We start from the raw sequence: 11,289 nt of genomic DNA on the forward strand, positions 1-11,289 counted from the left end.
CTCCGGCGCCGCGCGGCGTCCCTCAGGTTGAGGTCACCTTCGACATCGACGCCAACGGCATCGTGCACGTTTCCGCCAAGGACAAGGGCACCGGCAAGGAACAGTCGATGACCATCACCGGCGGCACCGCGCTGTCCAAGGAAGACATCGAACGCATGGTGCAGGAAGCCGAAGAGCACGCTGCAGAGGACAAGGCCCGCCGCGAGGCAGCCGAGACCCGCAACACGGCCGAGCAGCTCGCCTACTCGATCGACAAACTGATCAAGGAGAACGACGACAAGCTGCCCGAGGACGTCAAGAGCTCGGTGCAGGCCGATGTCGACGCGCTCAAGTCGGCTCTCGCCGGAGACGACGAGGCCGCGGTGAAGACCGCGTACGACAAGCTCAACGAGAGCCAGGTGAAGCTGGGCGAGGCCATCTACTCGCAGGCGCAGCAGGCTGAATCAGCTCCCACCGGCGGCGCTGACCAGCCTTCCGATGCGGCGTCCGAAGAGGATGTCGTTGACGCCGAAGTCGTCGACGACGAGACCGAGACCGATTCTTCGACGGGGGCACGAAAGTAACGATGACTGACACGAACCCGACTCCAGAAAACGGCGACGAGGTTCAACCAGTGGACGAGGGGTCGGAAGCCATGGCTTCCGACCCTGAGTCGCAGGTGGACTCGGAGCTTCCCGAAACAATCGACGACGAACTCACCGTGCAGGACATCCTGGACGCGGCCCAGGCCGACGGCCTGGAGGGCGATGTTGACGCGGAACGCGTCGCTGACGCCGCCCCCGAGCACGAGCACCTCATCGACCTCAAGCGCGTGAGCGCCGAGTATGCGAACTACCGCAAGCGCACCGAAGCGAACCGTGAGGTCGAACGGGAACGCCTGACCGGTGACGTGATCAAGGTGCTGTTGCCGGTGCTCGACGACCTGGACCGCGCCGAGAAACACGGCGATCTTGAAGGCGACACCCCCTTCTCAGCGATCGCCGCCAAGCTTCGCACGAGCATCTCGAAACTCGGTCTCGCTCCGTTCGGGGAGAAGGGCGAGCCGTTCGACCACAACCTCCACGAGGCGATCTTCCAGCAGCCGAGCCCGGACGTCGAAACCGAAACCATCCTCGACGTCGTCGAAACCGGTTACACGATCGGATCGACTCTTCTCCGCGCGGCCAAGGTCGTTGTCGCCGTCCCCGCTGAGTAGGCGCGATGGCAAGCCAGGACTGGTTCGACAAGGACTTCTACAAGATTCTCGGCGTGAAGAAGGATGTCACGCCGCCTGAATTGAAGAAGACCTACCGCAAGCTTGCGCGCAAGTATCACCCCGACTCCAATGCGGGCGATACGAACGCGGAAGCGAAGTTCAAGGAACTCAGCGAGGCCTACTCGGTCCTCAACGACCCTGAACAGCGCAAGGAATATGACGCGGTCCGCGCCATGGGATCCGGCGCACGCTTCACCGCCCCCGGTGGGGCCGGCGGGAGCGGCGGGTTCGACGACGTCTTCGGCGGGATGTTCGGTGGCGGAGCACGAGGGACGAACACCAGTTACCAGCAGGCCGATTTCGAGGACATCCTCGGAGGGGTCTTCGGACGCAGCGGGGGCTTCGGCCAGCCGACCGGCGGATACCGCGGGTTCGGCGGGCCGACCCCCGGTCGCGACGTCACGGCATCCACCACGATCGACTTCCTCACGGCGACGAAGGGTGACCAGATCACCCTGCAGACCGCAGAGGGTCGCACGATCAAGGTGAACATCCCGGCCGGTGTGGCGGACGGGCAGAAGATCAAGCTGCGCGGCAAGGGCCATCCGTCTCCGGACGGAGGCCCGGCCGGTGACCTCGTCCTCACCGTCGCGGTGCGGAAGCATCCCGTGTTCGAACGGGACGGGCAGAACCTGCGCGTCAACGTGCCTGTCACGTTCGTGGAGGCAACGCTCGGCGCGACGATCGAGGTGCCGACCCTCGGAGGTGACCCGGTGAAGCTGCGGGTCGCGCCGGGGACGCCATCGGGTCGCGTGCTCCGGGTGAAGGGTCGAGGGGTGGCAACGTCGAAGGGCACAGGCGATCTGCTCGCCGTCGTTCAGGTGGCGGTGCCGTCGCACCTCAGCGCGGAAGCACGCACCGCGCTCGAGCACTTCCACGAGCTCGAGCCGCAAGAAAACCCTCGTGACGACCTTCTCCTGCGGGCGAGGGGATAACGAGAATGGACGAGAATTCGCCGATCTTCGCGATCGCGATGGCGGCCGAGCTGGCCGGAATGCACCCGCAGACGCTGCGGCAGTACGACCGGCTCGGCCTCGTCTCTCCTACCCGAACGGCGGGCAAGTCTCGCCGCTATTCGATGCGCGACGTCGTGCAGTTGAGGGAGGTCGCCCGGCTCAGCGCGGAGGGTGTGAGCCTCGAAGGAATCGCCCGGATCCTCGCCCTCGAGAACGAAGTCGTTGCTCTGCACGCCCGGGTGCGAGAACTCGAGCACGCGCTCGCCAGCGAACTGGTCAAGTCGCCCGGGCGCCGCGTCTTCGCGGCGGGAGCCCAGGGCGATGTCGTGCCGCTGAAGAGCGGAACTCGGGCGCAACGGCGGACCGAACTCGTCGTCTGGCGGCCGTTCCAGCGCTGAATGGCCCAACCGGTACCCAGGGTGGACACCCCCGGTACCCAGGGCGGGTTATGTCGACCTGTCCCGGTCGTTAAGCTGAGCCCCATGAGCGACAACGAGCGAGAGAATCCGGACGACACGTCTTCTTCGAGGCCCCAGGACGAGCGGATGTCGACGCCGCCCGGCCAGCCTGATCAGCCCGCCGGTCCGCCGCCGGGGTCCCCCCTGGCGCCGCCGAGCGGCACACCATTGCCTCCAGCGCCGGATTCCCCCGCAGCGCCCGCCCCCGGGCCGATCCAACAGCCCGGCTACCCGCAGCAGCAGCCGGGATACCCGCAGCAGCCCGGATACCCGCAGCAGCCCGGATACCCGCAACAGAATTACCCGCAGCAGGGCTACCCGCAACAGGGATACCCCCAGCAGGGCTATCCGGCCCAGCAGGGCCACCCGCAGCGACCGCAGCAGTATCCGGTCCAGCAGCAGGGGTACCCACAGCCCGGCTACATCGCCCAGGCGCCGGCGCGGACAGCGCCACCGCGGCCTCCGCTCGACCAGCGGCAGAGGCGCGGCGCGATGCTCGCCGGCGCGGTGGGGTTCACGCTCATGAGCCTGGGCTTCGCCCTCGTCGCGATACCGCTCACGATCGCCCTGTTCGGCGCGTTCTTCAGCACCCTGTTCTCCTGGATTGCGCAGAACAACCCCGACGATCTGTCCCTGAACGGCGGGCCGGCACCCGGGAACCTCGACGAAATCATCGGGGGCGCCTGGACGGCATTCCTGCCCTGGCTGATCGGCCTGGTCATCCTCGGCGTCATCCTCTGGGTCCTCGGCTACCTCGCCAGCCTGCGGATCCTGCGCAGCCACCGGGTGAATCGTCCGGTAGCCGTGATCTGGAGCGCACTCGGCGTCGCCATCGCTGCCAATTTCCTGCTCAGCGCCCTGAGCTCACCGTTCTCGGGTCTCGTGAGCATGTGGACACCGGATGTCGGCGGAGACTTCGATGGCAGTGGCGATTTCCCAGCGTTCGAGGGCATCGACTTCGCGCCCTTCATCGGGCTCGGCGTGTTCTTCCTCCTGGTCAGTCTGCTCGTGAACGCGGCGATCGGCCTGCTCAGCTGGTGGTGGATGGCCCACGCTTTCCGTGAGCGGTACGCGCCGGTCGGCGGTTCCGCGAACGTCCCAACGGCTAGGGTCTGATCGGAGGTCCCGGTTCCCGGTCGGTGCCCGATCAGGAACCGGGCCCGGCGGCACCGTTACCCTGAACAGGTGACTGACTTCCCGTTCGACCGGCTGCGCCGGTGGCCCGACATCGAGGCGGCCAACCTCTGTGCGTCGGACGCGACCGACCGGCTCGTGCTTGCCGCGGCGGACAGCGAGATCGCCGCATCGCTGCCAGGCGATGTCGTGGTGATCGGTGACCGTTACGGTGCGCTGACGCTGGGTGCCGCGTGGGTCGGAGCCGCCGGCATCCGAGTGCACCAGGACGGACTCTCCGGCGAACGGGCTCTGGCGAACAACGCCGCCACGCTGTCAGCCGCCGACCGTTTTGCGAATGTGCCGCTGGAGGCGTCGGCGGTCGACGGAGCTCGCATCGTGTTGCTGCAGCTGCCACGCTCGCTCGACGCGCTCGCCGAGATCGCCGAGCTGGTTGCCCGGCATGCGGCGGCGGATGTGACGGTGTTCGCCGGCGGGCGGGTCAAGCACATGACCTACGCGATGAACGACGTGCTCGGCGAATACTTCGGATCCGTCACCGCGTCGCTCGCGCAACAGAAGTCCCGGGTGCTTCTCGCGCGGGAGCCCCACCCGCCCGCCGGAGATCCGGTCTGGCCGGCACGCGAGTTCCATGGCGACCTCGGGCTGTGGGTGTACGCGCACGGTGCCGCGTTCGCCGGCACGAAGGTCGACATCGGCACGCGCTTCCTGCTCGGATTCCTGGATGGGCTCCCCGCCGCCGAAACCGCCATCGACCTCGGCTGCGGCACCGGGATCCTTGCTACCGCGCTCGCGCGTGCCAGACCCGCCATGAGTGTGACGGCCACCGACCAGTCTGCCTCCGCTGTGGCATCCGCGCGCCAGACGGCGTCGGCCAACGGCGTCGCCGACCGGGTCAGGGTGGTGCGCGACGACGGACTGTCCGGGTGGACCGACGCCTCAGCGGAACTGATCCTGCTGAACCCGCCGTTCCACGTGGGAGCCACTGTGCACGCGGGAATCGCCGGAAAGCTGTTCGACGAAGCCGCCCGTGTGCTCAGGCCGGGCGGCGAACTGTGGACCGTGTGGAACTCTCACCTCGGCTACCGGGCCGCTTTGGAGCGTACGGTCGGGCCCACCCGGCAGCTCGGGCGCAACAGCAAGTTCACGGTGACGGTTTCGGTCAAACGCTAGGGCAGTGCGGGCCTGGTCAGTGGCGAGCGGACCGCGTGGCCTGGGCGATGTCGATCTCGAGCTCCTCTCGATCGCGTCGTGGCCCGAATGCCGGTGTGCCCGCCTCGATCCGCCAGCTCGCGCTCAGCGGGCCGATATCGAGCACGTCGAAGCCGATCGCGTCGATGAACCCGCTGACGATCTTCTTGGCATCGTCGTCATCCCCGGCGACGATGAGCGCACGCCGCTCGGCCGTACCCGCCGACTGGGCGTCGTCCGTGATCGCCGGCGCCTGGATGTGGTTGAACGCCTTCACCAGGCGAGCGTCGGCGAAGTGCGCCTGCACGAACTCGGAGACCGTCATCTCGCCGGCGTCGAGGGGCGCAATGGTCCCGTCTCGCCGCGGGTAGTAGTTGCTGGTGTCGATCACGATCTTCCCGCCGAGCAGATCGGCCGGGATGTTCTGCACGTCCTTCAGAGGGATGGCGACCGCGACCAGGTCAGCGGTCGCCGCATCCGCCGTTGTCCCCGCTGTAGCTCTCTCGCCGAGTTCGAGAATCAATTCCGAGAGAGAGTCCGGGCCCCGCGAATTCGAGACCAGAACGTCGTAGCCATGAGCGACGGCGGCGCGGGCGAGCTGGGAACCGATGTGGCCTGAGCCGATAAGTCCGAGAGTTGTCATAGGGGAGAAAAGGCGGGAGGGCTCGAATATGTTCCCGCGCTCAGACCCCGCCACCGTCAGCGTTCAGGTACGCCAGCTGGGCTTCGACGGAGTGCTCGGCAGCGAACCGCACAGCCGGGTCGATGTCGGAGTACACCACATCCGTGACGGCAGCTGCAGTGGCATCCGGCCCCAACCGTCGCAGCGCGGCGCGCACCTCGTCAAGCCGCCGATACCGGTGGGCGAGGTAGGCGTCGCAGATCTGCTCGAGGTCCGGCAGCGTGGGACCGTGCGCCGGCAGCACGGTGAGCGCCCCAAGGCCCCGAAGCGTCGCCAGCGAGTCGAGGTAGTCGGCAAGACTCCCGTCCGGAGCGGCGATCACCGTGGTGCCTCGGCCGAGGATGGTGTCGCCCGTGAGGACCGCTCCCCGCTCGCCGTCACCGACAAGGACAAAGCAGGCCGAGTCGGCCGTGTGCCCTGGCGTGGCGACGACGCGGATGCTGACACCAGCAGCGCGAATCAGCTCCCCATCGGTCAGGGGTTCGCTGTCGATACAGAATGCCGGGTCGAACCCCCGCACCGGTGCGCCGGTGAGCCGGGCAAGTTCCACGCTGCCGCCCGAGTGGTCGTGGTGTCGGTGGGTGATGAGAATGAGATCCACCGCACCTGCGGTCGCCAATGCTTCCAGATGACCGGGGTCGTCCGGACCGGGGTCGACCACCACTACCGATCCGGCGCCGGGCTCGCCGACCAGATAGCTGTTGGTGCCGTCGAGGGTCATCGGCCCCGCGTTCGAGGCGAGGAGCACCCGGGTGAGCGCGCTTGTTCTTTCGGGCACGACGATCAGGCCAGGGCGCGGAGTCTCGGCGCGAGGTCACGTGCGAAGAGGTCGAGGAACCGCTTCTGGTCGTGGCCGGGGCCGTGGAACACCAGGTGGTTGAGGCCGGCGTCGAGATACGGTTTGATCAGCGACACGGCCTCGTCCGGGTCGTTGGACACGATCCAGCGTTTCGCGACCTGTTCGATCGGCAGCGCATCCGCGGCCGCTTCCATCTCGATCGGGTCGTCGATCGAGTGTTTCTGCTCCGGAGTGAGCGAGAGCGGCGCCCAGAACCGGGTGTTTTCGAGTGCGACAGCTCGATCGGTGTCGTACGAGATCTTGATTTCGATCATCTTGTCGATCCCGGTGACGTCGCGGCCGGCCTTCTCGGCGCCCTCGGCAACGGCGGGGAGCAGCTTGTCGGTGTACAGTTCCATGCCTTTACCGGAGGTACAGATGAAGCCGTCACCGGCGCGGCCGGCGTAGCGAGCCACGACCGGTCCACCCGCCGCGACATAGACGGGGATGCCGCCGTCGGGCACATCGTAGATCGACGCGCCCTTCGTCGAGTAGTACTCACCGTCGAAGTCGACGCGGTCGCCGACCCAGAGCTGCCGCATGAGATCGACCGACTCGCGCAGGCGGGCGAAACGCTCCTTGAACTCGGGCCATTCACCTCGGAACCCCGTGGCGATCTCGTTGAGGGCCTCGCCGGTGCCCACGCCGAGGAACACCCGGTCGGGGTACAGGCAGCCCATGGTGGCGAACGCCTGTGCGATGACTGCCGGGTTGTAGCGGAACGTCGGCGTCATCACCGAGGTGCCGATCTGGATCCGTTCCGTGCGCTCACCGACCGCGGTCATCCAGGCGAGGGAGAAGGGTGCGTGGCCGCCGTTGTGCCGCCACGGTTGAAAGTGGTCACTCACGGTGACGCTGTCGAAGCCGTGTTCTTCGGCCAGAACGCCCAGTTCAACGAGATCGCGCGGCCCGAACTGCTCCGCCGATGCCTTCACGCCCAACTTCAACATTGGATCCTCCACAGCCAGACAACCCCGGCGCCGTTCGCCGATAACCCCGACACTAGCGGGATGACCCCGCGCCGGTTGCTGTGAATCCGCCGTCCCCCCGACGGGTGATCGATCCGACCGGCTCTCGAAATCGGATGTCAAGGGCGTGGCCCGACCTTGCAATGACGCGTTCGAGTGTCAAGCTTGGACCGTGCCACAACTTGACCACCGCCTGGACCTCTCCGAGTCACTCACGCTCGGTACGCCCTGGAACACCGTGGTCTGGGACGACCCGGTGAATCTCATGACCTATGTCTCCTGGGTGTTCCGCAGCTACTTCGGCTTCAGCAGTGCCCGCGCTGACGAACTCATGCTGCAGGTTCACAACGTCGGCAGCGCCGTCGTCGCGACGGGGTCTCGCGAGGAGATGGAGCGGCACGTGGTGGCCATGCACGGATTCGGGCTGCTGTCGACGCTGGCGCAGGTACCCGAATGAGGGCGTTCGACGCGACACCCGGCGGTGACCTTCTCGCTGAATTCGAGACCCAGGAAGTCGCGCTGTTCATCGACCTCGTGCAGCAGATCATCGGCCTGCTCGAGAGAGTCAAGGACGGTGAAGCCGACGTCGAGCCGAGCGTGCTGGCGCGGCTGTTCCCGGATGCATACACAGATGCCCCGGGTGCAGCCGACGAGTTCCGCCGCTTCACCCTGGACGATCTGATCGACCGCAAGGTGGAGAACGCCAAGGGAGTGCTCGCCTCTTTCAACGTCGCCCAGTCACGACTCACGGCGGACGGCGAAATCCGGCTGGTGCTGCTCGACCGGGAGCATGCCATGTACTGGCTCGGCACGCTGACGGACTTGCGGCTCGTCCTCGCGACGAGCCTGGGCATTGCAACAGTCTCTGACGAGGGCGCCGTCGAAAGCCCGGACGCTGAATACGTCGAGAGCCTCTACGACTGGTTCGGATTCGCTCAGGGTTCATTGCTCGAGGCGCTGGAAGAGGTCGAGGGCATCGGCGGTTGAAAGATACCCTGAGAGCACCATGCACATACTGATGTTCAGCGACCAGCACGCGGATTCGCTCGGCGGGGTCCAGGTCTCCATCAGGCTGCAGAAGCGTTTTCTCGAACAGGCGGGGCACACCGTCACCGTGTGCGCTCCGAGGATGCATCGCGAGCATCCTGGCGACTCCGACTATGTCGACACTCCCTCCGTCCCCATCACGCTTGACCGTGAGTATTCGATGACCCTCGTCGGCCGTCGCGCCGACCGGTTCATCGATGAGGCGCTCGCGACGCGGCCTCCGGTCGATCTCGTGCACGTGCAAGCCGATTTCTGGGGTGCGATGCTGGGGTACCGATTCGCGCAGAGGCACGGCATCCGGGCGGTCCACACCTTCCACAACCACATGGAGTTCGGCATCGAGCGGGTCGTGCCGTACCCGAAGCTGGCGGTGCGCGGGCTGCTCTGGTGGCAGCACCGGCTGCTCAAACCGGCTCGCTCCGCTCTCGCACCCAGTGCGTGGTCGTATTTGAACGAACTGTCTCTGCGGGCGGATGCCGCGACGGCGCCGAGCAGTCACTTCGCTTCGCTGCTGGAACGAAAAGGGGCGGCATCCGCCGTCGAGGTGATCCTCACGGGAGCCGACGACACGGTCGTCGAACAGGTGCTCCGAGAGGCGGGGCCGCGCTCGACCATCCGTCCGATGTTCGTCTGGATGGGCAGGATGAGCTCCGAGAAACGCGTCCTCGAGTACCTCGACGCCATTCGCCTGGCTGATGTGGACGCCGATTTCCGGCTCTACGGAGCCGGGCTCCTGCTCACCAAAGCTCAGGCCTTCGTGCGCGAGAACGGGCTCGGCGATCGGGTCCACTTCGCCGGTAAGGTGCCCTATCCCGAGGCCCTGGCCGCTATCGCATCGGCGGACGCCCTCGTCCAGACCTCGATCGGGTTCGAGACGCAGGGCATGACCGTGTTCGAAGCGGCCGCGCTCGGCACACCGTCGATCGTCAGTGACCCGAACATCGCCGGTGAGCTTCCCGACGGCATCTACTGGCAGCCCGCCGATGGATCCGTTCAGGCGCTCGCCGATGCTCTGGTGCGGGTTGCCGCCGACGTGGCATCCGGTTCGAAACTCGTCGTCGAGCCCCAGACGAGTTCCACCTTCCGGCAGAGCCACCAGACGGAGCGGATGATCGGCGTGTACGAGCGGGTGCTTGCCCGCCGATCGGCACAGCCTGACAGCGCTGTGTGACGCCATGTTGCGGGAGCAGTCACACCCGCGCGAGCGAACACGCACCATGGAATCATGTCTCGACACATCCGTTTCAATGCCTTCGACATGAATTGTGTCGCCCACCAGTCGCCCGGGCTCTGGCGTCACCCTGACGACCAGTCGCACCGTTACACCGACCTGAGCTACTGGACCGAACTGGCGAAACTGCTTGAACGTGGCAAATTCGACGGGCTCTTCATCGCCGACGTGCTCGGTACCTATGACGTGTACGGCGGCAACCATGACGCCGCCCTCCGCAACGGCGCCCAGGTCCCCGTCAGCGACCCGCTGCTTCTGGTGTCGGCCATGGCGGCTGTCACCGAGAACCTCGGGTTCGGCATCACGGCCGGCACCGCTTACGAGCACCCCTACCCATTCGCCCGGCGGCTGTCCACCCTCGACCACCTCACCAAGGGCCGTATCGGCTGGAATGTCGTCACCGGCTATCTTCCCAGCGCTGCCCGCAACATGGGCCACGATGATCAGATCGAACACGACGAGCGGTACAACATCGCCGACGAATACCTGGAAGTGCTCTACAAGCTGTGGGAGGGTTCCTGGGAGGACGACGCGGTCGTCCGCGATCGCGAGTCGGGCGTCTTCACGGACCCGGAGAAGGTGCACGAGATCGGTCACGCGGGCAAGAACTTCACGGTTCCGGGCATTCACCTGTCCGAACCGTCGCCGCAGCGCACCCCGGTCATCTTCCAGGCCGGTGCCTCAGGCCGTGGCGTCGCCTTCGCCGCCGAGAATGCCGAGGCCATCTTTGTCGGTTCCCCGACGAAAGCCATCCTCAAGGCGACGGTGTCGAAGATCCGGGATGCCCTCGAAGCGGCCGGTCGCGACCGTTACGCAGCGAAGATCTACCAGTTGGTGACCATCATCACCGACGAGACGCCGGAGAAGGCGCAGGCGAAGCACGAGGACTACCAGCAGTACGCCAGCACGGAGGGCGCCCTCGTCTTCATGTCCGGCTGGATGGGCATCGACCTCTCGCAGTACGACCTGGACGCGCCGATCGGGGATGTGAAGAGCAACGCGATCCAGTCCGCCGTCGCGAACTTCCAGGCGGCATCCGAGGACGGAAGCGAGTGGACGGTCCGCGACATCGCCGCGTGGGCGGGCATCGGCGGCCTTGGCACCCGGATCGTCGGCTCCGGCAGCGAAGTGGCCGACCAGCTCCAGTCGTGGGTGGATGAGACCGACGTCGATGGCTTCAATCTGGCCTACGCGATCACGCCGGGGTCATTCGAGGACATCGTCGAGTTCGTCATCCCGGAACTGCAGGCGCGGGATGCCTACCCGACCGACTACGCGCCAGGCAGCTTCCGTAACAAGCTGCACGGCCGCGGCGATCACCTTCCGGCGGAGCATCGCGGAGCGTCGTTCAGCTACCGGGAGCGGGTCGTGGCGCCCTAGCTCAGAACGTCCGGCCCTCCAGAACACCGAGATCGGCCGTTGGGGGAAAGAATCGACCCCCCTGGCGCAAGCCCCGGCGGTCGATTGCGGGGGGAGTGGGTTCAGCTGGTGACCTTCAGCTCGTTCTCCGATTATGCCGCCACGGGTGC

The 11,289-nt window shown here is 66.5% G+C and carries 13 protein-coding genes; 10 read left to right on the top strand and 3 right to left on the bottom strand.

Annotated elements, in window-relative coordinates; translation table 11 throughout:
* From ACLQ62_RS13385 to ACLQ62_RS13410, 6 genes are all read left to right on the top strand, one after another.
* A partial coding sequence (locus tag ACLQ62_RS13385) for an Hsp70 family protein (RefSeq protein ID WP_411722131.1) occupies window positions 1-563 on the top strand: 563 nt, incomplete at its 5' end.
* Window positions 564-565: 2 nt separating this feature from the next.
* Window positions 566-1,195 (top strand): nucleotide exchange factor GrpE, encoded by a 630-nt coding sequence (locus ACLQ62_RS13390; protein ID WP_411722132.1) that lies wholly within the window; start codon window positions 566-568, stop codon window positions 1,193-1,195.
* A 5-nt stretch (window positions 1,196-1,200) separates the two neighbouring features.
* The gene (locus ACLQ62_RS13395; RefSeq protein ID WP_411722133.1) at window positions 1,201-2,190 is read left to right on the top strand and encodes a DnaJ C-terminal domain-containing protein; all 990 of its coding nucleotides are present in this window, start codon (window positions 1,201-1,203) and stop codon (window positions 2,188-2,190) included.
* 5 nt (window positions 2,191-2,195) lie between these two features.
* Window positions 2,196-2,609, top strand: coding sequence for a heat shock protein transcriptional repressor HspR (locus ACLQ62_RS13400; protein ID WP_411722134.1), 414 nt, complete (start codon window positions 2,196-2,198; stop codon window positions 2,607-2,609).
* An 84-nt stretch (window positions 2,610-2,693) separates the two neighbouring features.
* Entirely contained in the window at window positions 2,694-3,785 is a 1,092-nt protein-coding gene (locus ACLQ62_RS13405) for a DUF2062 domain-containing protein (RefSeq protein ID WP_411722135.1), read from the top strand.
* 69 nt (window positions 3,786-3,854) lie between these two features.
* The gene (locus ACLQ62_RS13410) at window positions 3,855-4,976 is read left to right on the top strand and encodes a class I SAM-dependent methyltransferase (RefSeq protein WP_411722136.1); all 1,122 of its coding nucleotides are present in this window, start codon (window positions 3,855-3,857) and stop codon (window positions 4,974-4,976) included.
* Window positions 4,977-4,992: 16 nt separating this feature from the next.
* Here ACLQ62_RS13410 and ACLQ62_RS13415 read toward each other — a convergent pair whose 3' ends face one another.
* Genes ACLQ62_RS13415 through fgd form a run of 3 tightly spaced genes read right to left on the bottom strand, consistent with a single transcriptional unit; the run spans window position 4,993 to window position 7,464 of the window.
* Window positions 4,993-5,637 carry an NADPH-dependent F420 reductase gene (locus tag ACLQ62_RS13415; RefSeq protein ID WP_411722137.1) on the bottom strand — a complete coding sequence of 215 codons (645 nt, stop codon included), beginning with the start codon at window positions 5,635-5,637 and terminating at the stop codon, window positions 4,993-4,995.
* Window positions 5,638-5,677: 40 nt separating this feature from the next.
* Window positions 5,678-6,454, bottom strand: a complete 777-nt coding sequence (locus ACLQ62_RS13420) for an MBL fold metallo-hydrolase (RefSeq protein WP_411722138.1) — start codon at window positions 6,452-6,454, stop codon at window positions 5,678-5,680.
* A 5-nt stretch (window positions 6,455-6,459) separates the two neighbouring features.
* Window positions 6,460-7,464, bottom strand: a complete 1,005-nt coding sequence (fgd, locus tag ACLQ62_RS13425; RefSeq protein ID WP_411722139.1) for a glucose-6-phosphate dehydrogenase (coenzyme-F420) — start codon at window positions 7,462-7,464, stop codon at window positions 6,460-6,462.
* A gap of 190 nt (window positions 7,465-7,654) precedes the next feature.
* On the opposite strand from fgd, the gene clpS reads away from it, so the two are divergent.
* Genes clpS through ACLQ62_RS13445 form a run of 4 tightly spaced genes read left to right on the top strand, consistent with a single transcriptional unit; the run spans window position 7,655 to window position 11,140 of the window.
* Window positions 7,655-7,939: an ATP-dependent Clp protease adapter ClpS gene (gene clpS / locus ACLQ62_RS13430; RefSeq protein WP_411722140.1), complete on the top strand. Its 285-nt coding sequence runs from the start codon at window positions 7,655-7,657 to the stop codon at window positions 7,937-7,939.
* Complete coding sequence (locus tag ACLQ62_RS13435; protein WP_411722141.1) at window positions 7,936-8,469, top strand: DUF2017 family protein; 534 nt, start codon at window positions 7,936-7,938, stop codon at window positions 8,467-8,469. The genes clpS and ACLQ62_RS13435 overlap by 4 nt, the downstream gene beginning before the upstream one ends.
* A gap of 19 nt (window positions 8,470-8,488) precedes the next feature.
* Window positions 8,489-9,700, top strand: coding sequence for a glycosyltransferase (locus ACLQ62_RS13440; RefSeq protein ID WP_411722142.1), 1,212 nt, complete (start codon window positions 8,489-8,491; stop codon window positions 9,698-9,700).
* 54 nt (window positions 9,701-9,754) lie between these two features.
* On the top strand, window positions 9,755-11,140 hold the full coding sequence (locus tag ACLQ62_RS13445; RefSeq protein ID WP_411722143.1) for an LLM class flavin-dependent oxidoreductase: 1,386 nt from the start codon (window positions 9,755-9,757) through the stop codon (window positions 11,138-11,140).
* Window positions 11,141-11,289 lie beyond the last annotated feature (149 nt).

Source organism: Mycetocola sp. (assembly GCF_046716805.1).
GTDB lineage: Bacteria > Actinomycetota > Actinomycetes > Actinomycetales > Microbacteriaceae > Mycetocola_A.

Excerpts from the sequence above, each read along its gene's own strand:
- ACLQ62_RS13390 (WP_411722132.1), top strand. The coding sequence starts at position 566 with ATGACTGACACGAACCCGACTCCAGAAAACGGCGACGAGGTTCAACCA.
- ACLQ62_RS13395 (WP_411722133.1), top strand. The coding sequence starts at position 1,201 with ATGGCAAGCCAGGACTGGTTCGACAAGGACTTCTACAAGATTCTCGGC.
- ACLQ62_RS13400 (WP_411722134.1), top strand. The coding sequence starts at position 2,196 with ATGGACGAGAATTCGCCGATCTTCGCGATCGCGATGGCGGCCGAGCTG.
- ACLQ62_RS13405 (WP_411722135.1), top strand. The coding sequence starts at position 2,694 with ATGAGCGACAACGAGCGAGAGAATCCGGACGACACGTCTTCTTCGAGG.
- ACLQ62_RS13415 (WP_411722137.1), bottom strand. The coding sequence starts at position 5,637 with ATGACAACTCTCGGACTTATCGGCTCAGGCCACATCGGTTCCCAGCTC.
- fgd (WP_411722139.1), bottom strand. The coding sequence starts at position 7,464 with ATGTTGAAGTTGGGCGTGAAGGCATCGGCGGAGCAGTTCGGGCCGCGC.
- ACLQ62_RS13435 (WP_411722141.1), top strand. The coding sequence starts at position 7,936 with ATGAGGGCGTTCGACGCGACACCCGGCGGTGACCTTCTCGCTGAATTC.
- ACLQ62_RS13440 (WP_411722142.1), top strand. The coding sequence starts at position 8,489 with ATGCACATACTGATGTTCAGCGACCAGCACGCGGATTCGCTCGGCGGG.
- ACLQ62_RS13445 (WP_411722143.1), top strand. The coding sequence starts at position 9,755 with ATGTCTCGACACATCCGTTTCAATGCCTTCGACATGAATTGTGTCGCC.